Annotated in this window: 18 protein-coding genes and 1 pseudogene; 8 read left to right on the forward strand and 11 right to left on the reverse strand. The window is 70.4% G+C overall.

The window, feature by feature from the left end; all coding sequences use genetic code 11:
* Positions 1–129: 129 nt before the first annotated feature.
* The 4 genes and pseudogenes from A6A25_RS05400 to A6A25_RS05410 all read right to left on the reverse strand — a co-directional run.
* Positions 130–2988, reverse strand: a complete 2859-nt coding sequence (locus tag A6A25_RS05400; RefSeq protein ID WP_241828509.1) for a glycoside hydrolase family 48 protein — start codon at positions 2986–2988, stop codon at positions 130–132.
* A 197-nt stretch (positions 2989–3185) separates the two neighbouring features.
* The gene (locus A6A25_RS05405) at positions 3186–6128 is read right to left on the reverse strand and encodes a glycoside hydrolase family 9 protein (RefSeq protein WP_083667989.1); all 2943 of its coding nucleotides are present in this window, start codon (positions 6126–6128) and stop codon (positions 3186–3188) included.
* Between the two features lie 215 nt (positions 6129–6343).
* Positions 6344–6631: a cellulose binding domain-containing protein gene (locus tag A6A25_RS45240; protein ID WP_241828520.1), complete on the reverse strand. Its 288-nt coding sequence runs from the start codon at positions 6629–6631 to the stop codon at positions 6344–6346.
* A 105-nt stretch (positions 6632–6736) separates the two neighbouring features.
* Positions 6737–8572 (reverse strand): annotated as a pseudogene (locus A6A25_RS05410) (glycoside hydrolase family 3 protein); the annotation flags it as partial.
* Positions 8573–8998: 426 nt separating this feature from the next.
* Here A6A25_RS05410 and A6A25_RS05415 point away from each other — a divergent pair.
* The 4 genes from A6A25_RS05415 to A6A25_RS05430 all read left to right on the forward strand — a co-directional run bounded on the left by A6A25_RS05415 (position 8999) and on the right by A6A25_RS05430 (position 12731).
* The gene (locus A6A25_RS05415; RefSeq protein WP_083667991.1) at positions 8999–10420 is read left to right on the forward strand and encodes a glycoside hydrolase family 6 protein; all 1422 of its coding nucleotides are present in this window, start codon (positions 8999–9001) and stop codon (positions 10418–10420) included.
* Between the two features lie 100 nt (positions 10421–10520).
* Positions 10521–10790: a hypothetical protein gene (locus A6A25_RS05420; RefSeq protein ID WP_073886663.1), complete on the forward strand. Its 270-nt coding sequence runs from the start codon at positions 10521–10523 to the stop codon at positions 10788–10790.
* The gene (locus A6A25_RS05425) at positions 10787–11161 is read left to right on the forward strand and encodes a YchJ family protein (protein ID WP_073886664.1); all 375 of its coding nucleotides are present in this window, start codon (positions 10787–10789) and stop codon (positions 11159–11161) included. The genes A6A25_RS05420 and A6A25_RS05425 overlap by 4 nt, the downstream gene beginning before the upstream one ends.
* Positions 11162–11192: 31 nt before the next feature.
* Entirely contained in the window at positions 11193–12731 is a 1539-nt protein-coding gene (locus A6A25_RS05430; RefSeq protein ID WP_158073683.1) for an SMI1/KNR4 family protein, read from the forward strand.
* On the opposite strand, the gene A6A25_RS05435 is transcribed toward A6A25_RS05430, so the two are convergent.
* Genes A6A25_RS05435 through A6A25_RS05460 form a run of 6 tightly spaced genes read right to left on the reverse strand, consistent with a single transcriptional unit; the run spans position 12728 to position 18878 of the window.
* Positions 12728–13822, reverse strand: a complete 1095-nt coding sequence (locus A6A25_RS05435) for an MCE family protein (RefSeq protein WP_073886666.1) — start codon at positions 13820–13822, stop codon at positions 12728–12730. The two genes, A6A25_RS05430 and A6A25_RS05435, sit on opposite strands and share 4 nt — an antisense overlap.
* Positions 13822–14787 carry an MCE family protein gene (locus A6A25_RS05440; RefSeq protein ID WP_073886667.1) on the reverse strand — a complete coding sequence of 322 codons (966 nt, stop codon included), beginning with the start codon at positions 14785–14787 and terminating at the stop codon, positions 13822–13824. Before A6A25_RS05440 ends, A6A25_RS05435 begins: the two co-directional genes overlap by 1 nt.
* A complete protein-coding gene (locus A6A25_RS05445; protein WP_073886811.1) occupies positions 14784–15791 on the reverse strand; it encodes an MCE family protein in 1008 nt (335 codons plus the stop codon). Before A6A25_RS05445 ends, A6A25_RS05440 begins: the two co-directional genes overlap by 4 nt.
* Positions 15791–16756 carry an MCE family protein gene (locus A6A25_RS05450; protein WP_073886668.1) on the reverse strand — a complete coding sequence of 322 codons (966 nt, stop codon included), beginning with the start codon at positions 16754–16756 and terminating at the stop codon, positions 15791–15793. Before A6A25_RS05450 ends, A6A25_RS05445 begins: the two co-directional genes overlap by 1 nt.
* Entirely contained in the window at positions 16753–17769 is a 1017-nt protein-coding gene (locus A6A25_RS05455; RefSeq protein WP_073886669.1) for an MCE family protein, read from the reverse strand. The genes A6A25_RS05450 and A6A25_RS05455 overlap by 4 nt, the downstream gene beginning before the upstream one ends.
* Positions 17766–18878: an MCE family protein gene (locus tag A6A25_RS05460; RefSeq protein WP_073886670.1), complete on the reverse strand. Its 1113-nt coding sequence runs from the start codon at positions 18876–18878 to the stop codon at positions 17766–17768. The genes A6A25_RS05455 and A6A25_RS05460 overlap by 4 nt, the downstream gene beginning before the upstream one ends.
* Positions 18879–19087: 209 nt before the next feature.
* Between A6A25_RS05460 and A6A25_RS05465 the strand changes: the two genes are divergently transcribed.
* Positions 19088–20050, forward strand: coding sequence for an AMP-binding protein (locus A6A25_RS05465; protein ID WP_143192969.1), 963 nt, complete (start codon positions 19088–19090; stop codon positions 20048–20050).
* A gap of 54 nt (positions 20051–20104) precedes the next feature.
* Positions 20105–21400, forward strand: a complete 1296-nt coding sequence (locus A6A25_RS05470) for a helix-turn-helix domain-containing protein (protein ID WP_073886672.1) — start codon at positions 20105–20107, stop codon at positions 21398–21400.
* On the opposite strand, the gene A6A25_RS05475 is transcribed toward A6A25_RS05470, so the two are convergent.
* Positions 21369–21995, reverse strand: a complete 627-nt coding sequence (locus tag A6A25_RS05475) for a hypothetical protein (RefSeq protein ID WP_073886673.1) — start codon at positions 21993–21995, stop codon at positions 21369–21371. The genes A6A25_RS05470 and A6A25_RS05475 overlap by 32 nt on opposite strands.
* Positions 21996–22240: 245 nt before the next feature.
* Here A6A25_RS05475 and A6A25_RS05480 point away from each other — a divergent pair, with 245 nt between their 5' ends.
* Together A6A25_RS05480 and A6A25_RS44590 are read left to right on the forward strand one after the other, a co-directional pair.
* Positions 22241–22849: a DUF6801 domain-containing protein gene (locus tag A6A25_RS05480; RefSeq protein ID WP_083667993.1), complete on the forward strand. Its 609-nt coding sequence runs from the start codon at positions 22241–22243 to the stop codon at positions 22847–22849.
* A gap of 92 nt (positions 22850–22941) precedes the next feature.
* Positions 22942–24096 (forward strand): DUF6801 domain-containing protein, encoded by a 1155-nt coding sequence (locus A6A25_RS44590; RefSeq protein WP_198932578.1) that lies wholly within the window; start codon positions 22942–22944, stop codon positions 24094–24096.
* Positions 24097–24153: the final 57 nt, after the last annotated feature.

A 24153-nucleotide genomic window follows, 5' to 3' on the forward strand; every position in this document is an offset into this window, starting at 1 on the left:
CACCGAAGTTTCAAGGTTGTTTCACCCGCGATGTGGCGTCGAACGCGTTCGACAATTGAGACGTCAACAGACACGCCGAACACCCCCCTCACCACGTCGTGAGGGGGGTGCCGGCGACCTTCTCAGGTCCTACCCGAACAGCTCCACGTGCAGCTGGAACGCCGTGGCGATCTCAGCTTGCGCCCAGAACCGGTGGTAGGTGAAGGTCGGCGCGGGGCCGCCGTCCAGGTACGCCTGGACCTTCGGCCAGTCCTTGTCCTGCTTGAACATCGAGCGGATGTCCACGAAGGACACACCCGGCTTGATCTGGTCGCCGTTGGGCATGGTGCCCGACCAGCCCGACGGAACGTACGGACCCTCACGCGTCGACGTGTCGTAGACGTCGTCGAAGCGGTTGTAGTCCTTGCGCTCCTCCGGCACCGCGATGCCCTTGTCGTCCTTGTGCGCCAGCAGCGCCGTCAAGAGGCCCTCACCGACGGTCTTCGCCTGGGCGTTGCCCGACTCGGCCGCGTAGTTGAGCAGCGTCTTGGCGTAGGACGCGGCGATGCCGACGTCCGTGCTGTGGTTGAGCACGCGCACGCGCAGGTTCGCGTTGGCACCGGGGTTGGTGGCGTTCCAGTTGTCCGGCGCGCCGGTCCACTCCAGGTCCGACGGGATCTGGAACTGACCGTTGGTGCCGACGGTGGTGTTCGCGATGGCCCAGGGGACCCACTTGTCGAGGATCTTCTTGGCCGCCGCGTTGCCGGTCATCTCGTAGAGCGCCGCGGTGCGCTCCATCTGCCACGCCTGGAAGCCGAACCAGCGGTTCGACGGCGGGTCGCGCCACACCGGGTGGGCGTCGTAGAACATGCCGTAGAAGGTCGGCGTGCCGGCCGGCGGCTGGCTGTACGAGCCTTCCCACGTGTTCGTGACACCACCGGCGATGGCGCCGTCGGCCGACTGCAGCCACTGCAGCAGCTCGAGCTGACGGGTCATCGACGTGGCCCAGTCCTGCTGACCCGTGGCCGACTTCGGCTTCAGGGCCGGCTCGTTCGCCAGCGCGTACGCGGCGAGCGGGTTCTGGTAGCCCTGGTGCGAGGCACCGGAGCCGATGCGCCACGCCCAACCCGCGGACGTGTCGGTCGCGCCACCCCACGCGTAGTACCAGGACATCAGGTAGTGCGCGCTGTCCTTGCCGGTGCCACCGGGGCACGTGGTCGGGCTGGTGCAGTTGCCGATCCGCTTGAAGTACTTGTCGAACATGGCGTAGCGCAGGTAGTCACCCATCTTGGCCGCCTTCGCGACCTCGGGGGCCACCTCGGCGCCCTTGCCCTGCTCGGTCGCCCACTTCTGGGCCAGCAGCGCCACCTGCACCGCACGCGCGTCGGCGTCCGGGGCGTTGGTGTACTTGTACTGCTTGGCGTAGCTGGCGTCCTTGGTGAACAGGTCGAGGTAGCCGTTGGGGCCACCGTGCGCGAACGTGTCGCACGAGGGCTGCGGTATGGTCTCCCACACCGACTCCGACGAACCGCGCTGGTAGGTGTTGATGTACGCGGGCAGCGCGTCGGACTCGTCGCCGCACCGGCCGAAGCCGTAGGTGTTGTCGACGTCGAGCAGCCAGTGCATGCCGTAGATGTCGTCGGTGCCGTACGCCGCCTTCAGCTCGGCCGCGATCGGGTCACGACCCACCGGCGCGTTGGAGTCCAGCTGCGACGGGTACGCGTCCATCCGCGGGTGCTCGGGCGCGTAGGTCGCGGGCTTGGACGCGTCGTACTTGTTGTTGGTCGGCTGGTCCGCCGTGGCCGGGATGATGTACTTCTCCATCGAGGCCCAGGCCTTCTTGAACGAAGACCAGTCCTCGGTGATCCGGGCGTAGCTCGCCTCCAGCCACAGGTAGTAGCTGAACGCCTCGGACGTGGTCTGGTGACCGTGGTCCGGCGCCTCGACCATCAGCGTCTCGATCGAGTGGTACGGCACCTTCAGGCCATCGGAGAAGGTGCGGAAGTAGCCGCTCGCCGGGTCGTGGATCTTGGCGTAGAGGTCCAGGAACTCCTGCTCGAACGGCGAGGTCTCGGCGCTGGTCTCGCGCACCTCGACCGTCGCCGCGGTCGCACCGGTGGCGCTCGCGGTGAACGTGGCCGTGGCCGGCTCGCCGCCGTTGGCCGCCGAGGTGACCGTGACGTTCTGCTTGGTCGACCAGTTGGTCGGGGTGAACGTCAGCGACGCCGGACCGGCCGTGAGGTCGGTGCTGCCGGCCGAACGCGCCACGGCGACCGTCACGTTGGAGGTCGGCGCGGTGGCCAGCGAGACGCCGAAGGTGTTCGTGCCGCCCTGCCGCACGGTCAGCGACGCCGGGCTGGCCTGGATCGCCTGGCCCTGGATGACGCGGATGCTGGCGATGCTGGAGTTGCCGACCCCGCCCTTGTCATCGGTGGCGCGGGCCACGATCGCGTGCTCGCCCACGGTCGCGCCGGTCCACGAACCCGTGTACGGGGCGCTCGTGTCGGTCGCGACGACCACGCCGTCGGCGAGGAAGTCGACCTTGGCGATGGTGCCGTCGGTGTCCGACGCGGTGGCCGCCAGCGGGATCGCCTGGCCGACCTGGAACGACTGCGCGGTCGTCGGCGAGGTCAGCGACACCGTCGGGTCCTCGTTGACGTTGGGCCCGGTGCAGCGCGTGCCGTTGAGGGCGAAGTCCGTGGGCGGCCGGTTCTGGCCGGTCCACGAGCCGTTGAAGCCCGGCGTGGCGGTGGCGCCGGTGCCGAGGTTCGGCGCCCAGCCGGGCGCCGCCACGGTGACGCCGGTGCCGCTCTGCGTGAACGTGCCGTTCCAGCCCTGCTGAACGCGCTGGCCGTCCGGGAAGGTCCACGTGAGGCGCCAGTTGGTGACCGGGTCGCCCTCGTTGCGAATGGACACGCTGGCGCCGAAGCCACCCTGCCACTGGCTCGTGACCTGGTAGTTGACCGTACAAGCCACGGCCGCGTTCGCCACCGGGGCGACGAACGGCATAACACCCGCGGCAGTTGCCGCCGCGGCTATCAGCGCGAGCGGACCGGTGCGCAACCGTCCCGCTCTGGTGCGGTACCTCATGCGTCCTCCTCCTGCACGGATCAGCCATTGACCCGCGAGCTTCAAAGGGCGTGGCGGGGAGTGGTGTCGGCACGGGACGCCTGGGCGCGCAGAACGCCCCGTGCCGAGACTGAGGGCTAGGGCTCGGTGCCCCAGGCGAGGGTGCCGCCGGTGTAGGCGGTCACCCGGTCGAAGTCGGCCAACGTGGAGCTGACCCGGTAGCTGTGGTCGTCGGCCTGGTTGAAGGCCGACCAGTCGGACTTGGCAACCCGCAGCTGGATGTCGCCGGTGCCCGCGCCCGCGGCGAGCGTGCCCGCGGCGAACGACACCTGCAGGTAGGAGTCCGCGCCCGGTCGCGCGTCGGGCAGCTTCACGACGGTGGCGCGCACGTTGGCGCAACCGACCACCGCCCAGTCGCAGAACACCTGGTAGTTGGCGTTGGCGGTGTCACCGGTGAACCAGTACCGGAGGGTGACGGTGGACCGGTCGACCGCCGCCGTGCCGCGGTTGACCAGGGCGAGCGTCGCGCCGATCTGGTTGGCGCTCGCCGAGCCGTTGCCGCGCTGCTGCACCGCCAGCGTGCCCGTGACGCCGCCCGGCGTGGTCCGGAACGTCACCCCGGTGCTCGGCGGGGACAGGTTGCCGGACGTGTCCTTGGCGCGGACGGTGAACGTGTACGAGGTGTCCGCCGTCAGGCCGGTGAACGTGTAGGTCGTCGCGGTCGTGGTCGCCGCGACCGTCGCGTCCGGACGGAGGATCTCGTAGCCCGCGACGGCCACGTTGTCCGACGACGCGGGCCAGGTCAACGTCGCGCCGGTGCTGGTGATGGAGCCGACGACCGGGCGGTTGGGCGCGGTGGGCGGCTCGTCGTCGTCGCCGGCCACGATGGTGATCGAGATCGGCGTGCTCGCGGCCGACCGGTTGCCCGCGGCGTCCCTGGCGCGCACGGAGAAGCTGTGCTCGCCCGGCGTCAGGCCGGTGAGCTGGAACGTCGGGGTGACCGGGGCACCTACGACCGTGCCGTCCGCCCGCAGCACTTCGTAGCCGGTCACCCCGACGTTGTCGGTGGACGCGGTCCAGCTCAGCGTCGCGCTGGTGGCGGCGACGCCGGACGCGCGCAGTCCGATCGGGACGGTGGGGGCCTCGCGGTCCTCCACGGCCGGACCGGGTTCCTTGCCCCACTGCACCACGCCGTCCTGCACGAGCACCAGGCGGTCGGTCAGCGCGACCGCGTTGCCGGTGCCGAGGCCGGTGTACGACCAGTCGTTGGACGGGTCCCAGGTGCCCGCGCTGGTGATGCGGAACTGCACCTCGTGCTTGTGCGCGGACTGGCCACCCGGGTACACGCCCGGGCACGGCACGTCGACGTAGTAGACGGAACCGCTGTGCTGCTCGGGTCCGCTGGGCGTGCCACACTGGTTGTAGTTCGTGGTGACGGTGATCTGGTCCGGCGTGGTGGCGCCGTCCAGGGTGAAGTAGTAGCGCAGCGAGCCGTTGAACATCCGGGCGGGCCACGCGGTCTTGTTGAGGACGAACGACTTGATCTCCGTGAAGCCGGCCGCGCTCTGGTTGACCGAGGCCTGCACGGTCAGCTCGGGACCGTCGGTGGCCTCGGCTACCGGGAAGTTCGCCAGCGGCGTGCCACCGTACTCCTGGTAGAGCCGGGCGAGCGCGCCGGTGAACCCGGCGTTGTAGTCCAGCGCGACCTCGTTGGCGACGAAGTCGGTGCGGTCGTCCTTGTAGGAGTCGTTGTTCGTGCCGGGGCCGCCGACCAGCGCGCCGTACAGGACGTGCCTGCTGGTCACCGGCTCCTGCATGGTGTCGGCCCAAGCGCCGTGCGCGGTGCGGTGGTGGGGGTTCTTCGGCGGGTTGGCGCCGAAGCCGACGACGTAGCTGGAGCTGCGCGGGTTGTCGCCCAGCGCGTAGTTGATCTGCCGCACGCCGAAGTCGTGGTAGGTGGTCGCCCTGGCGGCGTCGCGCTCGCGCAGCCAGTCGCTGTAGACCAGCGCGACGAACGCGGTGTTCGCCGCGTACCGCAGCGAGCCCCAGGTGTCGAGGTGCGCCTGGCCGCCCGGGGAGTACCGCACGCGGTTGCCGTTGTAGCCGGTGGTCCAGTAGTCCAGCCACCGGTTGGCGTCGGCGACGTACTCGGCCTCACCGGTCAGCTTGGCCATCAGGGCGTAGGCGCCGTAGGACTTGTCGTCCCACGCGATGGTCCAGCGGTACGACCGCGTGGTGGTCTGCGGCTCGGTGGACAGCTTCGGGTACTCCGCCTTGGCCTTGGCCAGGTAGCTCGCGTCACCGGTGGCGCGGTACAGCCAGATCGCGCCCCACACCAGCTCGTCCTGGTAGCCGCTCCAGGAGTTGTAGAAGTTCGCCGAGTCGGTGATGCAGGCGCTGTACTTGCCGCGGTAGGTGTCGGCGAAGGTGTAGAGCTGCTTGGCGTGGGTCAGCAGGGTCGCCGCGTAGGTCGGGTCGGTCTGCTTGAACACCATCGAGGCCGACGCCATCGCCGCCGCGTACTCGCCCGCGAGGTCGGAACCGGGGCAGGAGGCGTCCACTTTGTACGCCGGGCGGGCCATCTGCATGACCTCGGCCGCGCCCCACCACTTGTGGTCGTCGTCGCCCTTGCCGACCTGGCCGTAGACGACGTTCGGCGACGGGTGGGCCTTGATGATCCAGTCCGTGCCCCACTTGAGGTTCGCCATCAGGTGCCGCAGCTGGCCCGAGCTCTCGTAGGCGGCGCGGTTCTCCACCGCGCCCCACGCGAGCATCGACATCGTGGCCGCGAACGGCAGGCCGAACTTGACGTGGTCACCCGCGTCGTAGAAACCGCCCGTGAGGTCCAGGCCGACGTCGCTGCCGTCGCGCAGCGCGGAGTCACCGCGCCAGTTCACCCGGTTGTCCGCAGGCAGGTCGCCCGACCTCTGGGCGTCGTAGAACCAGATCGACTTCTGCAGGGCCTCGCCGTAGTTGAACGCGGGCGCGGCCGTCGCGGACGGCTGGAACGGGGTCAGCGTCAAGGCGCTGACCAGCACAGCTAGCGTGCCGGCCAGTGCTCCGGACATGCGTCGTCGCATGCGGTGCCTCCGAGGGGGCAGGGCGGTGGAGGTTTCTGGGAGCGCTCCCAGTCGGGGACTGTAACGGCATCGAAACACCGTGAAAAGAGGGTTCAGCCACAAAGCCTTGACAACTACGACCTGAAGGCCTTCAGAAGCTGCGCCGAACGTCGGCGGCCGTTGGACTGAATGACCCAGCGTGGGGGAGCGCTCCCAGAACGTCACCGCGGTCTCCGCTACCTCGGTCGGCAGGTCAGCTGGGGCGCCACCGCCGGCCCGCTCGCCGTGTACCCGAAGGACACCGAAGCACCCGGCGGGATCGTGGTGTTCCAGCCGACACCCTCCACGGACACCGACGTTCCGGACACCGTCATCCGGCCGTTCCACAGTTGGTGGATCGTTTGGTCGACCGGCTTGGTCCAGGTGATGAGCCAGCCGGAGATCGGGGTCGTGCCGGTGTTGGTGACGGTGACCTCGACCTGGAAACCGCCCTGCCAGGCGCTCACGATCCGGGCGGTGGCCACGCAACTGCTGGTCGGCGGCGTGGTGGTCGTCGTCGTGGTGGTCGTCGTCGTTGTGGTGGTTGTGGTTGTCGTGCTGGTCGGCGTGGTGGTGGTCGTGGTCGGGCCGTAGCTCAGACCGTGGCCGAGCGGGTAGAGGGCGGCCTTGCCGTCACCGGCGTTGATCGGCTGCTGCGAGCCGCTCGCCATCCAGGTCACGGGCAGCTTGCCGGTCGGGTTGTAGTCGCCGAACAGCACGTCGGCGACGCCGCGGCCCTCGGTGCCGGGCAGCCATGAGGCGAGCACCGCGTCCCACTGGTTCTGTTGGCCCGCGAAGTCGAGCGGGCGCCCGGACACCAGCACGACGACCACCGGGACGCCCGCCGAGCGCAGCCGGTTGATCGTCTCCAGGTCCTCGCGGTCCATGCCCAGGCCGGACGGCCGGTCGCCCTGGCCCTCGGCGTACGGGGTCTCCCCCACCACCGCGATGGCCGCGGTGTACGAGCCGTCGACCCCGGTGCCGTACCGGTCGTGGGTGATCGTCGCACCCGAGCCGACCGCGTCGCGGATGCCCTGCAGGATCGTGGTGCCGGGCGTGATGTTGCCGCTGCCGCCCTGCCACGAGATCGTCCAGCCGCCGCTCTGGTAGCCGATGTTGTCGGCCGACTTGCCCGCCACGAAGTACTTGCCGGACTTGGCCAGCGGCAGCACGCCGTCGTTGCGCAGCAGCACCTGCGACTGCCGCACCGCCTGGCGGGCCAGGTCGCGGTGCGCGGCCGAGCCGATCGTCGAGGTCAGCGACCGATCGGTGAGCGGGCGCTCGAACAGGCCCAGCTCGAACTTCTTGGTCAGGATGCGGCGGTTGGCGTCGTCGATCCGAACCATCGTCACCCGACCGGCCTGCACCTCGGCCTTGAGCAGGCTGGTGAACCGCTGGTAGTCGGTCGGCGCCATCACCATGTCGATGCCCGCGTTGACGGCGGCGGCGACCTCGGCGCCGGTGAACCCGGTGGCGCCGTCGATCTGGTCGATGCCCGCCCAGTCCGAGACCACGAACCCGGTGAAGCCCAGCTCGGTCTTGAGCAGGTCGGTGATCAGGTAGCGGTGGCCGTGCGCCTTGACGCCGTTCCAGCTGCTGTAGGAGATCATCACCGAGCCGACGCCCCGGTCCACGGCGGCCTTGAACGGCGGCAGGTGCACCGCGCGCAGCTCCTGCTCGCTGATCCGCGCGTCGCCTTGGTCGTCACCGCCGTCCGTGCCGCCGTCGCCGATGAAGTGCTTCGCGGTGGCGAGCACCGAGCTGGGCGTGCCGCCGAGCGTGGCGCCCTGGAGGCCGTCGATGTAGGTGGTCATCGCGGTGGGGATCTCCGGCACCTCGCCGAACGACTCGTAGGTGCGGCCCCACCGGTCGTCGCGCGCCACGCACAGGCAGGGCGCGAAGTTCCAGTCGATGCCGGTGCCCGCGACCTCCTTCGCGGTGACCTCGCCGATGCGCTCGACCAGCTCCGGGTCGCGCGTGGCACCCAGGCCGATGTTGTGCGGGAAGATCGTCGCGCCGCGCACGTTGTTGTGCCCGTGCACCGCGTCCACGCCGTAGATCAGCGGGATGCCCAGCGGCGTGGACATGGCCGTGCGCTGGAAGTTGTCGTACATGTCGGCCCACGACTGGGGCGTGTTCGAGGCCGGCGCGGAGCCGCCGCCGGACAGCAGCGAGCCGATCCGGTAGGTGGCCAGGTCCTGCGGCGAGTCGAGGGCGCCGCGGTCGACCTGGGTCATCTGGCCGACCTTGTCGTCCAGCGACATGCGGGCGAGCAGCTGCTCGACCCGCGGGTCGGCTTGGGCCGCCACCTGCGCGGTGGCCACCGGTCGCAGGTGGGGCACCAGCACGGTGGCGGTGAGGGCGACGGCCGCCAGGAGGGCCGTCGTCACGGCCACCGCCACGGGTCGGGAGGGAGTGCGCGTCATTGCGTTGCCTCCGGGTCGAGAACAGGGTCCGAGGGGGACTGGGAGCGTTCCCAGACTAGGAATGTCCGGTTCAATGCACCAGAGATGGACTTTTCGGGCTAGCACTCGTGCCGCTGCACGGTGTAATTCGACGAAATTTCGACATCAACTTCGACACGGCCGTGACCTGCGTCTCAATCACCCGGTCAGACCAGCGAGCCCGGAAAATGAACACAGTCAGTGGCGAACGCCCCGTTCGTCGGCCGCCAAGCCATCTCAGGCGCGGTTCATCCGGCGTTTCCTTCACGGACCGTATAAAACGGCGCGGGTCACCGGCCGATCACGGCCTCTTTTCTTCACCGTTTCCCACTGGCTACAGTCCTGCCACCTGGGAGCGCTCCCAGCCGAGCCAGCCCCCGTTCAGCACCGACGCTGCGAGGACTACCGATGCGAGCACACAACGCCCACGAATCCAGCCACGACGTGCGACGACCGCGGCACAAGGCCAGGGTGGCCACGGCAGGAGCGCTGTCCAGCGCGCTGGTGGCCAGTGCGGTGGCCCTGGTCCTCGGCGGCGGCGCCACCACGGCGCAGGCGGCCGACTCCGCGTTCTACACCGACCCGAACACCTCGAGTGCGAGGTGGGTCGCCGCCAACCCCGGTGACTCGCGGGCGGCGGTGATCCGCGACCGGATCGCCTCGGTGCCCGCGGCGCGGTGGTTCACCACCACCAACACCTCGACGGTGCGCTCGGAGGTCAGCTCCTACGTCGGCGCGGCGGCGTCGGCCGGGAAGATCCCGATCATGGTCGTCTACAACATCCCCAACCGCGACTGCGGCGGTGCCAGCGGCGGCGGCGCCCCCTCGCACTCGGCCTACCGGGCGTGGGTGGACGAGGTCGCGGCCGGGTTGGCGGGTCGGCCGGCGTGGATCGTGCTCGAGCCCGACGTGCTGCCGATCATGACCAACTGCCAGAGCTCGACCCAGCAGGCCGAGACCAGGGCGTCGATGGCGTACGCGGGCAAGAAGCTCAAGTCCGGTTCCGGGCAGGCCAAGGTCTACTACGACATCGGCAACTCCGCGTGGCTGACCCCGTCGGAGGCCGCCAACCGGCTGCGCGCCGCCGACATCTCCAACAGCGCCGACGGCATCTCCTCGAACGTGTCGAACTACCGCCGCACGTCCGACGAGGTGGCTTACACCAAGAACATCCTCAACGCCGTCGGTGACAGCAGGCTGACCGCCGTGATCGACACCAGCCGCAACGGCAACGGCCCGCTGGGCACCGAGTGGTGCGACCCCGCCGGACGCGCGATCGGCACGCCCAGCACCACCAACACGGGCGACTCCCGCATCGCCGCGTTCCTGTGGGTCAAGCTGCCCGGCGAGGCCGACGGCTGCATCGCGCAGGCCGGCCAGTTCGTGCCGCAGCGGGCGTACGACCTGGCCATCGCGGCCGGCCCGACGTCCACCACGACGACGTCCACCACGACCTCGACAACCACGAGCACCACTACTTCCACGACCACTACCACCACGACCACCACTCCGCCTCCAGGGGACGGATGCCGGGTGACGCACCGCGTGGTGAGCCAGTGGTCCGGCGGTTACACCGGTGAGATCGTCATCGAGAACCGGGGCGCGCTGATCAACGGCTGGACCCTCACGTTCTCCGCGCCCGGTGTGACCGTTTCCCAGGGCTGGAACGGGACGTGGACCGACGGCGGCGACATCGTCCGCGTCGGCAACGCGTCCTGGAACGGCACGCTCGCGACCGGTGGTACCGCGACCATCGGTTACAACGCGAGCTACAGCGGCGGTACCCCACCGTTCACTTCTCCCATTCTGAACGGTGTGGCGTGCGGCTGATGCCGTAGTTCCGGCCCCGAAGCGGCCTCCTCCCCGACTGGCAGTCAACGGGAGGGGGCCGCTTCCTCTATATGCCGTGATAGGCACATATCCTGGTCACGTGACCGAACCGATGCCCGCCGCCGTGCGCGAGGCGCTGTCGACCGACCCGTCCGCGCCCGCCGAGGCGTTGGCGGCGCTCGCCGACGACCCGAGCCCGGTCATCCGCGCGAACCTGCTCACCAACCCAGCCGTGCCCGCCGACCTGCGCTACCAGGTGCACGCGGCGTTGTCGGCGGAGGCGGCGGCCGGTGACCGCGAGGCGGAGAACGCGCTGGCGTGGGTGCGCTACGACCGTTCCGGCCGCACGGCCTGCGACCGGCCGGAATGAGCGAGCGCTGCCCGTGCGGGCGGGGTGAGTCGTACGAGACGTGCTGCGGCCCGTTGCACCGGGGCCTTCGCCGGGCGCCGACCGCCGAGGCCCTCATGCGCTCCCGGTACAGCGCGTTCGCGCTGGGTGACGAGGACTACCTGCTGGCCACCTGGCACCCGAGCACCCGCCCGGCCTCGCTGGACCTCGACCCGGACCAGCGCTGGACCCACCTGGAGATCCTCTCGCACAGCGGCGGCACGCCGTTCCAGACGACGGGCACCGTGGAGTTCCGCGCCCACTACCGGTGGCAGGGCCACCGCGACGTGCTGCACGAGAACAGCCGCTTCGTCCGCGAGGACGGGACCTGGCTCTACGTCTCCCCCACGTAGTCTGTCGGTGTCCGCCGGCATGCTCACGCCCGTGACTGAAGATCGTGAAGCGCTGGTGGACGAGTTGGTGCGCATGGTGCGCGGTCAGCTCGACCCGACGCGCGAAAGCACCTGGCAGGTCGAGATCTCCGGCGGCGTCATGGAGTTCCGCACGTTCCCTGAGCGCGCGAACGTGCTCGACGGCAGGGATCACGCCCGCGAGTTCACCCTGCTCCAAGCCTTGGGGGCGTCGCTGCGGGGTCCCGGCGAGGACCGCCCGCTGGTGATGGAGGTGTCGTCGGACGGGAGCGGCGGCTGGACGTTCCGGCACGCGTTCGCCGCATCCGCGGCGGCCGTGAACACCGTGGTGCTCGACTCCGACTACCGCCACCCCGGCCACCCGCGGCCCGGGATGCCGCGCACCGGGGCGGCGGCTCCGACCGACGAGCCGACCGACCCCTCGGTGCTGGCGCACGTCGCCGGGTTGGTCGCCCGGTTCACCGAGCACTACCAACGGCTTTCGGGCGAGGCACCGGAGTTCGGCGAGGCGCGCACGGAAGCGGACCTGGTGGCCGCGGAGCGGGAGATGGGGCTGCGGCTGCCGGAGGACGTGCGCGCGCTGTACCGGCTGATCGGCGACGACCGCAACGAGACCGGGCTGATGGGCCGCTACAGCCTGCTCTCGCTGGAGGGCGTGGCCTCGGAGTACCTCGAAGGTCAACCGGGCGCCTGGGGCTGGGACGAGGACCTGTTCGGCCTGAACCGGGTCGTGCTGGAGGCCGACCCGCCCGGCTTGGTGCGCCGGGTGTCGCGCAACGACTGGTGGGTCGTGGTCGCCTCCGACTTCGGGGGCAACTACTGCGCCCTCGACCTCGACCCCGGCCCCGGCGGACGGCCTGGTCAACTCCTCGTCTACGGCCGCGACTACCACGGACCGGTCGGCTACATCGCCGAGTCGGTCACCGCGCGGATGGAGGCGGTCCTGGCCGAGCTGGACGCCGGCGAGGTCGAGTGGGACGGCTACCCGGACATCTCCCTGCCCGACGGTGACGACCCGTACAACGCGTCGGAGCGGGTCGGGGACCGCGACCTGGCCGACGTGCTGCGCGAGATCCCCCACCGCGACACCGTGCAGCAGCTCTACCTCAACGACGCCGAAACACTCGACCTGAGCGCCCTCACCGCGACACCGCGCGTCCGAGAGCTGCGCATCAACCGGGCCGGCCACGTCGACCTGCGGCTGCCCGACACGGTCGAGGGCCTCAAGTTGGACGCACGGCACGCCGACCTGTCCGTCCTGTCCGGACACCCGGCGCTGTGGGACCTCACCGTCAAGGACCTCCCGGTGCGGGTCGCCGACCTGGCCCGCCTACCCGCGCTGTCCTCCCTCGACCTCTCCGAAACCGAGGTCGACGACGTGCCGGCGCTCGCCGACCTCGGCATCCGGGCACTGACCCTCAACGCCGACCAGTGGGCACAACTGCGCGCCGCCGGCCGCCTGCCGAAAGACCTGGCCGCCGCCCGACGAGCGGGGAAGGCACGAGTGGCCGAACTGGTGGACTGGTCGGGCTGGGTGATGTCCGCCCGCTAGCGCGGTGCGTTCTGGGAACCCCGGACGCCGGTGGCGGAACCGGGAGGGAGGGTGCAGCCGGCGGCGGTGTTGAACGGGCCGACGGAGGTGTCCAGGCCGCCCTTGCGCGGTGTGGTCTCGTAGCCCGCCGTGCACGGCGGAGGTTCGAAGAACGTCAGGGCCAGCCCGAACCGCGCCTGGCCGGACGCGACCGTCGACGCGCCCACCGACACCGCGTCCGGCAGGGTGACCAGGACTTCCTCCAACGCGCCCTGCCGCGTCACGAGCACGTCCGCCGTGGTGAGCAGGTTGGCCAGCACGATCCCGAGGTTCGGCCCGGACTCCCGCAGCAGCGCGCTCACCTCCGTCGCCGCACCCGGCACCGCCCCGATCACCCGCCGCAGGTCACCGTCCGCCGCACGGAGCCGTTCGGCCACCAGCAGGGCGCTGTCGGCGAACGAGTTGATCGCCGCCGAGTGGTCGACCTGCGTCCCCAGCACGGTGACGGCGTCGTTGAGCAGCTCCGTGGTCCGCGGCAGGTGCGCACCGGCCGTCCCGATGAACTCCGTCGTCGCGTCCAGCAGGACCTGCAGGTCCGGGCCGGTACCCCGCAACGCCTGGTCCAGCTCGTCCACCACGGTCCGCAGCGACTCCACCGGCACCGAGCGCGCGAGGTCGTCCAGGCTGGTCAGCACCTGCTCCACCGGCAACGGCAGCGTGGTCCGCGAGCGCGGGATCACCGCACCCTCACCCAGGTACGGCCCGTCGCTGCCCTTCGGCCGGAGGTCGACGTACTGCTCGCCCACCGCCGAACGATTGGCGACCACGGCTTCCAGGTCCGCCGGGATCGGCGGCGCGGACGCCTCGATCCGCAGCTCGACCTCGACCTGCCCGTCACCCAACCGGATCGGCCCGACCCGGCCCACCGGCACGCCCCGGTACGTCACCTCGCCGCCGGTGAACAGCCCACCGGTCCGCGCCAGCTCCAGCCGGACCACGTACCCGTCGTCCACCACCACGAGCCCCACGTACTTCGCGCTCACGTAGGTGACGCCGAGCAGCGCGATCACCGAGAACAACGCGATCTGCAACCTGATCCGCCGGGTGGTCATCAACGCCCTCCGGGCTTCAACGTCAGGTAGGTGTTGAGGTAGTCGCCCCTGATGCCGTCCAGCACGGCGTCGGTGAACGGGAACGTCAGCAGCATCTCCAGCGACTGCGGCAGGTCCTGCCCGGACTCGGCGAGCCGCCGCAGGGTCGGCTCCAGCGCCCGCAGGTCGGCCACCAGGTCGTCGCGGCCGCGGTTCACCGTGTCCACCGCGACGTCGGACAGGTCCCGCAACGCGTCCAGCAGCCCCACCAACCGCCCGCGCTGCTCGTGCAGCACGCGCAAGCCCGGTTCCAACCCGTCCAGCACCTCGCCGATGTCGCCCTTGCGCGACTCCAACGACGACGCGAGCTTGTCCATGCCCTCCAGCGCGCGCGTGATCTCGTCCTTGTGCGAGTCCATCGCGCCCACGAACGACTCCACAGTGGACAGCAGCGACCTGACGGCGGCCTCGTTGCCGGACAGCGCCGCGCTCAGCTCCCGCGAGATGTCCTGGACCTGCGCGATACCGCCGCCGTTGAGCAGCATGGACAACGCGCCGAACACCTCCTCCACCTCGGGGTTGCGGTTGGTCCGCGTCACCGGGATCACCGCGCCGTCCACCAGCGGCGAAGCGGACCGCTCCTCGGGCACGGCCAGCTCCACGTACTTCTCCCCCAGCAGGCTCGACTGCCGCAGCCGGGCGAGGGCGTTCGCGGGCAGCAGCACGTCACCGCGCACCACGACCCGCACCAACGCCGTGGAGCCGTCCTCGGACAGCCCGATGTCCTCGACCTTGCCCACCGCCACGTCGTCCACCTTCACCCCGGCGTGTGGCACGAGGTCGAGCACGTCGTCGAACTCGACGGTCACCCGGTACGGCCGGTCGCCGAGGTCCGCGCCGCCGGGCAGCGGCAGGTCGTACGCGCTCGGCAGCGCCGAACACCCGGTCAGCACCAGCACGAGCCCCACCGCCGCCAACCTCTTCACCGCACACCCCCCGGGACGCTCAGCAAATCGGTCACGAACTCGTTCAGGTTGGCCCGCGCGTTCAACGTCCCGGTGGCCGGGTCGTAGGCGTTCACCACGTTGTGCAACGCGAGCGGCGCGACCTCCAGCATCTCGGTCAGCGACTCCTGTTGCCGCACCAGCAGCCCCGTCAGCACAGCCAGGTCGTCCACACTGGACTTGACGCGGTCACGGTTGTCGTGCACGAAGTCCCGCACCTGCTCCAACGCGGTGGCCAGCTCGCCCAGCGCCGCACCCAGGTCGTCCCGTTCGGCGGCGAAGAACCCGGACACGTCGGCCAGTCGGTCGGCCAGCGTGCCCACCTGCTCGTCGTTCGCCGCGAGCATCGCCGTGAACGACTGGAGGTTGTCCACGGTGCCGAACAGGTCGTCCCGCGACCCGGCCAACGTCCGCGCCGCGTCCGCCAGCTGCCGGATCGACTCGCCGAACGCCGCACCGTTGCCGTCCAGGTTCTCCGCACCGGTGTTGAGCAGGTCGGACAACGCACCCTCGCGGTTCGCGCCGTCCGGGCCGAGCGCGGTCAACAACGTGTCGAGGCTGGCGTACAGCTCGTCCAGCTCGACCGTGCCCGCGGTGCGCGCGCTGGTGATCACCGCACCGGGCGCGATCCGGTCACCCCCGGTGTAGACGGGCGTGAGCTGCACGTACCGGTCGGCCACGATGTTCGGCGACACGACCACGGCTCGGGCGTCGGCGGGCACGTCCACGCCGTGGTCGAGCTCCAGGTCGACCCGCACCGACGCGCCGTCGGGCAGCACGCCGACCACCCGGCCGACCTTCACCCCCAGCACCCGCACGTCCGACCCCTCGTACACGCCGACGGCGGCGGTGAAGTAGGCCGTGACGCGGGTCGGCGAGGGCCGCAGGAAGATCCACCACACGGCGACCGCCGCCACCAGCACGAGCACGAAACCCTGCGCCAGCGCCACCACCAGCCGACGCCTGCCCCGCGTCCGCACGAACATCAGCGGCCTCCCGTCGGGCAGTCGCGCCGCGCGCCCGGGTCGACCACGAGCCCGCACAGGTAGGTGTCCACCCACTGGCCGTTGCCCAGCGAGTTGTTCAGCACCCGGTAGTACGGCCCGGCCAGCGCGAGGCCGCGGTCGAGCGCGTCCTGGTTGTTCCGCAGCACGTCGGTGACCCGTTCCAGCTGCTCCAGCGCGGGTCGCAGCTGCTCGTTGTTGTCCGCGACCAGGCCGGACAGCTGCCGGGACAGCGCACGCGTGCCGTCGAGCAGCTTCGAGATCGCGTCCCGGCGGTGCCCGATCTCCGCCAGCAGCAGGTTGCCGTCGGTGATGAGCGCGGCGAAGTCCTTGTTGCGCTCCGCCAACGCGCCACTGATCTGGTTCGCACCCTTGATCAGCGACGCCAGCTGCTCGTCCCGCGAGGAGATCGTCTTCGACAGCGCCGACAGACCTTCCAACGCCTGCTTCACGTGTTCGGGCGAGTCGCGGAACGTCTCCGACAGCACCCGGAAGCTCTCCGCCAACTGGTCGGCGTCGATCTCGCTCACCGTGGTGGACAGCCCGCTGAACGCCTCGATCACGTCGTACGGCGAGGTGGTGCGCTCGACCGGGATGGTGTCGGTGAGCGGGTCGCGGCCCTCGGAGTCCAGCGCCAGGTACTTCTGCCCCAGCAGGGTCTTGATCCGGATCTCGGCCCGGCTGCGGTCGCCCAGCTCGACACCACCGACCCGGAACGTCACCAGCACCTTGCCCTCGCGCAGCCCGACGTCGGTCACCGTGCCGACCTTCAGGCCCGCGACGCGGACCTCGTCGTCCACGCGCAGGCCGGCCGCCTCGGTGAACTCGGCGGTGTGCTCCGTGCCGCCGCCGAAGAACGGCAGGTCCTCCAGGAAGAAGGTGAGCAGGGCGGTGACCGCGATGACCAGGAGCCCGACGGCTCCCAGCAGCACCGGTCTGCGGGTCATCGGTGGCACCTCGATTCGGTGACGGGCAGGCCGACCGGCGGTCCGCCGGGCGCGGGTGGCGCCTGCGAGGAGGCGAAGCACAGGTAGAAGTTGAGCCAGGAGCCGTAGGACGCGGTGCGGCCGATCGCCTCGAACTTCACCGGCAGGTTCCGCACGAACGGCTCCAGTTCGGGCGCGTCGGCGAGGTTGCCCGCGAGCAGGCCGAGCGCGGCGATGTCCTCCTTGAGCGGCTGCCTGCCCTGTTCCAGCAACGACGCCGTGCTGTCGCTCAACGCGGCCAGGCCGGTGATGGCGTTGCCGATCGGCTCGCGGTCGGCGGCGAACCCGGACACGAGCTGCCGCAGCGCGGTCAGCAGCTCCCCGAACCGGTCGTCGCGCGAGTTCACCGTCTCCAGCACCGCGTTCAGGTTCGTCACGACCTTGCCGATCACGTCGTCCTTGGCGGCCAGCGCCGAGGTGAGCGACGCGGTGTGCGCGAGCAGGCTCTCCACCGTGCCGCCCTCGCCCTGCAACACCTGGACGATCTCGTGCGACAGCTTGTTGACGTCCTCCGGGTCCAACGCCTGGAACAGCGGCTTGAACCCGTTGAACAACGTGGTCAGGTCCAGCGCCGGGGTGGTCCGCTCGACCGGGATGAGACCGCCGGGCGGCAGCACCTCCCCGACCCGTCCGGCGGGCTGCTCCAGCGCGATGTACCGCTGGCCGACCAGGTTGCGGTACTTGATGGTCGCGGTGACGTCGGCGGACAGCGACCGGCCGTCGGCCACCGAGAACGTGACGTCGACCAGCTCGTCGTCCACCAGCTCCAGCGACTCGACCTGGCCGACCTTCACGCCGGACATGCGCACGTCGTCACCCTCGGCCAACGTCGTGACGTCGGTGAACCGGGCCGCGTACTCGGCCGTGGAGCCGACCCGGCTGCCCGCGATGGTGGCCGCCAGGAACCCGGTGGCGGCGACCGTGACCACGACGAAGATCCCGAACTTGGTCAGGGGCGCGGCGATGTTCCTCATCGGACTCCCCCGGTCCGGCCGCCCACCAGCAGGCCCGCCCACTCGGGCACCTGGTCCGGCGCGACGGCGTTGACCGGTCCGGCCGGGCAGTGCGGCGCGCCACCCCGTTGGTGCACCGGGTCGTCGCGACCCGGCACGTACTTCTCCCCCGGCGGCACGACGGTGATCTCCGCGTGCAGGCCCGGCTGGTCGGTGCCCTTGCCGAGCACTTCGTCCATCCGCGGTCGGATGGCGTTGACCGCGTCGAGCACGCACGGGAACTCGGGCGAGTAGGTGGCGAGCAGCTCCAGCGTCGGCCGGGCGCGGTCGGCCAGCGCCACCACCGTCTCGCCGTTGCCGCGCAGGAACCCGGTCAGGTCGGCCGACGCCGTGGTGAGGCTGGTGTAGACGGTGTCGAGGTTCGCGCGCTGCTCGGCGATCGTGCGGCTGACCGCGGTGGCGTCCTTCAGCGCCCGCACCAGGTCCGGGCCCGCGTCCGCGTACACGTCGGTGACGTCGGCGAACCGGCTGATGTCCTCCTTGAGCACCGGCAGCTGCGGGTTGAGCTCGCGCAGGTACGCGTCCAGCTCCACGATCGTGCGACCCAGCGTCGCGCCGCGCCCGTCCAGCGCCTGCGCCATCGACGTCAGCGCGGACGCCAGCTTGTCCGGCCGCACGGCCTGCAACGTGGGCATCAGGTCGCTGAGCACCCGTTCCAGCTCGATCGCGCCGGACGTGCGGTCCTGCTCGATCACCGCGCCCTCGCCGAGCGCGCCGGCCGGGTCGTCGGGGAGTTCGAGGCTGACGAACCGCTCGCCGAACAGCGTCTTCGGCAGCAGCCGGGCGGACACGTTCGCCGGGATGCGGCCGACCTGGTCCGGGCGCAGGCCCAGTTCCACCTCGGCGCCGTCGCCGTGCGAGCGGATCGCCCGCACCTCGCCGACCAGCACGCCGAGCAGCTTCACGTCCGACTCGGCCTGCAGCTGGTTGCCGACGTGGTCGGTGCGCAGCAGGACGGTCACCCGGGACGTGAACACCTTCTGGTACGCCGCCACGGACAAACCGCACAGCGCGACCAGCAGGGCGGCGAAGAGCAGCCCCAACAGGCGACGGCGCAATGCCACGGGCATTCTCCTGGGAATTAACCGAAATGACGTTACCGGCGAGTACGTTACTAACGGATGTCACCCCGCACAAGCCGCCGAAAGCCTTGTCAAGGGCATGACAAAGTTTGTCCGCGAAACACTCACGCGGATGCACAAACCCGATCGGAGCCTGGCGCCCCGGCCCGCGGTGCGGCTAACAATGATCGGCGTTGTCGAGAATCGGGGGTACCCGCGTGTCACATCTGCCGCACTGCGTTCGGGTGCTGCACCGCGCCGGAATGGTCCAAGCGCACCGGCCCGATCGGGCGTTGCGGTCGCTGGTCGACGTGCGCGCGTGGGGCCCGCTGCTGGGTTCCGTGCGGCGTGCCGTGCGGGAGCGGCCCGATGCCACAGCGGTGGTCGACGAAACCGGGCCGTGCGACTACGCCGATTTGCACGGGCGGTCGATGGCGCTGGCCCGGGCCCTGCACGCGGCGGGCATCGGCGCCGAGCACGTGGTGGCCGTGCTGTGCCGCAACCACCGCGGTCCGGTGGAGGCGATGCTGGCGTGCGCCCGGATCGGCGCGCGGGTGCTGCTGCTCAACACCGGGTTCGCCGGACCGCAGCTGGCCGACGTGGTGCGCCGGGAACGGGCGGTCGCGCTGGTGCACGACGACGACTTCGGGCCCGTGCTGGCGGAGGTGCCGTCCGCCGTGGCCAGGTTCGCCACCAGCGGCTTCGACGAGCTGATCGACTCGGCACCGGACCACGAGCCGCCACGACCGGCGCGGCCGGGCGATGTCGTGCTGCTGACCAGCGGCACTACCGGCACGCCCAAGGGTGCGCACCGGGAAGTGCGCTCGCCGTTCGCCGCGGTGGACTTCCTGGACCGCGTGCCGCTGCGGTCGGGCGAGGTGACGGTGATCGCCGCGCCGGTGTTCCACGGCATCGGCTTCGCGCACCTGGTGCTGGCGATGGGCCTCGGCTCGACGGCGGTCCTGACCCGGAGGTTCGACGCGAGCCGGACGGTCGCGCTGGCCGCGCGGCACCGGGCCACCGCGGTGATGCTCGCGCCGACCATGCTCCGGCGGATCCTCGACCTCGGTCCGCTGGAACTGGAGTCGCACGACCTGTCGGCGCTGCGCGTGGTGCTCAGCTCCGGAGCCGACCTGGCGACTTTGTCACGCGAGTGCGCCCTGGTTGACAACTTTTCATGATCAAAAATACAGTGTTCGGAATCACACCCAACCGTTTGGTGGTGGGCGAACAGCATGAACAGAACCGGAGAACTCCGAGCCTCCGAGTTACCGCTCATCGGGAACACGGACCTGTGGGAGCAACTGCCCGCCGACCTCGCGCCGAAGTTCCGCGCCAGGGCCGGTGACGTGGCCGTGGACATGGTCCGGGAAATCCAGAACCAGATCACCGAATATTCACAGAAGTTGGAGGGAATGTTCGGCCAAGTGGTGGTCGAGGGAGTGGAACAGGCGATCCACCAGTTCATCGACCGGATGGTCGACCCGACCGCGCAACGCGAGGACCGGGCCAAGCTGTTCCGGCTGCTGGGCAAGCTGGAGGTCAGCGCGGGACGCAGCCTCGACCTGCTGCAGACCGCGTACCGGATCGGTGCGCGGGTGGCGTGGCGGCGGATCTCCGAGTTCGGCCAGACCGAACGCGTGCCGCTGGCCACCATGTGCCTCATAGCCGAGGCGATCTTCGCGTACATCGACGAGCTGTCGCTGCGCTCGATGGAGGGGTACGCCGAGGCGCAGGCCCGGCACGCGGGCGCGTTGCAGCGGCGGCGCAAGCGGTTGCTGGAACTGCTCCTGGGCGAGCCGGGCTACCACCCGAACGCGCTGGCGGAGCTGGCCGAGGCCGCGCACTGGCCGTTGCCGGACAAGGTGCTGGTGGTGGCGCTGGAACGGCGGACCGACCAGCACCAGCTGCCGATACCGTCGCTGCACGAGGACATCCTGATGGACCTGGAGGGCAGCGAGCCGTGCCTGCTGCTCACCGACCCGGAACGGCAGCTGGTCGCGCTGGAGCAGAAACTCGGCGGGTGGCGCGCGGCCGTCGGCCCGGTCGTGCCGCTGGCGTCGGCGCGGCAGTCGCTGCGCTGGGCCCGCCGCACGATCACGCTGATCCAGTCTGGCGTGATCGCGGACAAGCCGATGGTGGACACCACCGAGCACCTGTCGACGTTGCTGCTGCTCGGTGACGAGGAGCTGGTGCGCGAGCTGGTGAAGCGGACGCTGGCACCGCTGGAAGGGCTGACGCCGAAGCAGCAGCAGCGGATGCGGGAGACGATGACCGCGTGGGTGGAGACACGGGGCAGCGCGCCCGAGGTCGCGTCCAGCCTCGCCGTGCACCCGCAGACGGTGCGCTACCGGTTGCGGCAGTTGGAGGAGCTGTTCGGGGCGAAGCTGCACGACCCGGACGCGTTGTTCGACATGGGTATCGCGCTGCGGGCGTTGCGGCTGCTCGGCGGGTCACCCGGACCGGCCAGGCAGCTCGGGTCGGCCGGTCCGCCGGGATTCACGGGACCGTCGGGAGCAAGGTCAGCGTGAGGTCGATCGCGTTGCCCGGCCCGGAGATCAGGCCGGTCAGCAGCGGGTCCAGCCGCTCCCGGCCCTGGCAGCCACCGAAAGGCGGAATCGTGTAGACGCCCTTCATCCGCATCTTCGCCAGCTCGAACGGCCCTTCGAGGTCGATCGACGCGGGTTCGACCGTCCGGCACGCCTGGCCGACGTCCAGCGGCTGCGCGTTGACGGCGACCTCGCCGAGCTGGATGACGAGCTTGGCGTTCGCCTTGACGTTCCCGTCCTCGATGGTGCCGGTGACCTTGGCGACCGGGATCAGGTCGGTGCGCGCGGTGTTGGGCACGAAGCCGAACACGATGAAGTACCCGTAACTCGGCGGCAGCGAGAGGTCGCCGGTGATGGTGCCGCTGACGAGGTCGATCTCGGCTTCGAGCGTGCCGGGGCCGATGGCGAGGTCGGACTGGAGTTTGTGGATCCGACTCACCCCGTCGACCTGGTAGGAGACCTTGATACCGGCCGCCCGCACCGGAGCGCGCACCTCGGCGTGGCGCACGACCCACGTCGGGGTCAGCGCCGCGCCCAGCAGCACGGCGACGGCGGCCAGCACCACCGCGATCCTCACCGCCCGCCTCCGCTCATTCTTCGAAACTACTTTCCCGAACCGGGCCGGACAAGCGCCGGGCGATGATTTGTCACGCGTATGACAACTCTTTCCGGCGCTTTTGTCGCCTCCCTGACACAGCCTGGGAAAACGTGAAAGAAATACTTGCCCAGCCTGCGCGTCAAAGCTACTTTACTGACGAGTAGCCTTCCGCCGCACACCGCACACACCCTGTTTTCCGCACTGCTCTCGACGAGGAGACGCACATGCTGAAACTCACTGGCCGTAGGGTCGTCGGCGCACTCGCGGTCGCCATCGCCGTCATCGGATCGGTGGCGTTCGCCGGCGCGGGCACCGGTATGGCCGCCACCAAGAGCCTGACCCTGGCGTACAGCTGCCCGTTCCCGTTGATCGGCACCCAGGACATGACGGTCCGCATCACCGTGGCCGACCTGGCCGACTCCGCGGTGGTCGGCCAGCCGGCCCCGCCGACGCGGGTGACCGCCATCGCCACCGTGCCGTCGAGCGCGACCCTCGGGCTCAGGCTGGTCGGCGCGGCGACCGTGGAGGGCACCGCGGTCGCGAGCACCGCGGTGGACAACGCGGGCGCGGTGCAGAACGTCGTGGCGAACCTCGTGGTGGCCAAGACGAACATCCCGGCGTCCGGCTCGTTCAACACCATCGCCACGGGCGGCACGGCGCCGGTCACCTTCACCAGGGCGGGCACCACCACGGTCAACGTCGGCGCCTTCAGCACCACGTTGACGCCGCGCCGGTCCAACGGCAGCTTGACCGGCCTCGGCACGTTCACCTCCGCCTGCACGCTCAAGCCGAACCAGAACACGCTGCTCCACACCTTCACCGTGACGGCCTGACCGTCGTCGACGGCACCGGGCAGTGATCCGACCGCGGGCGGGCCGGCGACGTCGCCGGCCCGCCCCGACGTTTCTCCAGGAGAGGATCTGAGATGAGATTGCGGCACCGGGTGGCCGCGCTGGGTGTCACCGCGGTGGTGGTCGGCGGATCGGCCCTGTGGGGCGCGGGTGTCGGCAGCGCGGCGACGGCGACGCTCACCCTGGTCTACAACTGCCCGTTCCCGTTGATCGGCGCGCAGGACATGAGCGTCGAGATCGTGGTCGAGGACCTCCCGGACACCGCGGTGGTCGGCGAACCCGTACCCGAGGCCCGCGTGACCGCGACCGCCACCGTGCCGGAACTGGCGACGCAGGGCCTGGCGCTCGTCGGCGCGGCGACCGTGGAAGGCACCGCGTCGGCGCAGACCGTGATCGACAACGCGGGGCTGGTGCTCGACATCGTGCCCGACCTGACCGTGGCCAAGACCGCGGTCCCGCCGTCGGGCGAGTTCGACACGGTCGCCACGGGCACCCAGCCGTCGTTGAGCTTCCCCTTCGCGGGCACCACGACCATCGACGTCGGTGACTTCACGACCACCCTGACCCCGCGCACCGCCGACGGTTCGGAGACGGGGCTGGGCACGTTCACCTCGCCGTGCACGCTCAAGCCGGGCCAGTCGACTCGCCTGTACGAGTTCACGGTGCTGCCCGAGGGCACCACCACCACGACGACGCCTACCACAACGACGACCGAACCCACGACAACGACCACCACCACGGAGCCGACGACCACCACCACCGACTCCACCACCACCACCACGACGGAACCCACAACCACCACGACGACGTCACCGACGACGACAACCACCACCACCGATCCCACCACGACAACCACGACGAGTCCGACGACGACAACCACCACGACCACAACAACCACCACGACGACGACCACTCGGCCGACCACCACCACGACCACAACGACCACCACTCAACCGACCACCAGCACCACCACCACTACGGGGTCCACCACCACAACGGTTCCGACGTCCACCACCACGAGCGCTGCCACCAGCACCACGACGTCGGCCACCAGCAGCAGCACCACGACCACCACGTCGCAGGCCGTGGTCCCGGTGACGCACCCGGACAAGAAGGGGCTCGCCAACACCGGTTCCTCGATCAGGGGCCCGCTCGTCCTGGGTGGCGCGCTCCTCGCCGTGGGCGCGGGCGTCCTCCTCTATCTGCGCCGCACCCGTCGCCACGTCTAGATCCCCTTGCCCACCAACGACATCGGCCCCCTCCGCGGAACTCCCGGAGGGGGCCGA

This window comes from Saccharothrix sp. CB00851, from assembly GCF_001905065.1.
In the GTDB taxonomy this organism is placed as follows: Bacteria; Actinomycetota; Actinomycetes; order Mycobacteriales; family Pseudonocardiaceae; genus Actinosynnema.

What these genes read in the sequence shown, in the direction of transcription:
- A6A25_RS05435 (WP_073886666.1), bottom strand. Translation starts at nt 13,822, where the DNA reads ATGACCACCCGGCGGATCAGGTTGCAGATCGCGTTGTTCTCGGTGATC.
- A6A25_RS05455 (WP_073886669.1), bottom strand. Translation starts at nt 17,769, where the DNA reads ATGAGGAACATCGCCGCGCCCCTGACCAAGTTCGGGATCTTCGTCGTG.
- A6A25_RS05460 (WP_073886670.1), bottom strand. Translation starts at nt 18,878, where the DNA reads ATGCCCGTGGCATTGCGCCGTCGCCTGTTGGGGCTGCTCTTCGCCGCC.
- A6A25_RS05445 (WP_073886811.1), bottom strand. Translation starts at nt 15,791, where the DNA reads ATGTTCGTGCGGACGCGGGGCAGGCGTCGGCTGGTGGTGGCGCTGGCG.
- A6A25_RS44590 (WP_198932578.1), top strand. Translation starts at nt 22,942, where the DNA reads ATGAGATTGCGGCACCGGGTGGCCGCGCTGGGTGTCACCGCGGTGGTG.
- A6A25_RS05400 (WP_241828509.1), bottom strand. Translation starts at nt 2,988, where the DNA reads ATGCCGTTCGTCGCCCCGGTGGCGAACGCGGCCGTGGCTTGTACGGTC.
- A6A25_RS05405 (WP_083667989.1), bottom strand. Translation starts at nt 6,128, where the DNA reads ATGCGACGACGCATGTCCGGAGCACTGGCCGGCACGCTAGCTGTGCTG.
- A6A25_RS05470 (WP_073886672.1), top strand. Translation starts at nt 20,105, where the DNA reads ATGAACAGAACCGGAGAACTCCGAGCCTCCGAGTTACCGCTCATCGGG.
- A6A25_RS05480 (WP_083667993.1), top strand. Translation starts at nt 22,241, where the DNA reads ATGCTGAAACTCACTGGCCGTAGGGTCGTCGGCGCACTCGCGGTCGCC.
- A6A25_RS05415 (WP_083667991.1), top strand. Translation starts at nt 8,999, where the DNA reads ATGCGAGCACACAACGCCCACGAATCCAGCCACGACGTGCGACGACCG.
- A6A25_RS05425 (WP_073886664.1), top strand. Translation starts at nt 10,787, where the DNA reads ATGAGCGAGCGCTGCCCGTGCGGGCGGGGTGAGTCGTACGAGACGTGC.
- A6A25_RS05450 (WP_073886668.1), bottom strand. Translation starts at nt 16,756, where the DNA reads ATGACCCGCAGACCGGTGCTGCTGGGAGCCGTCGGGCTCCTGGTCATC.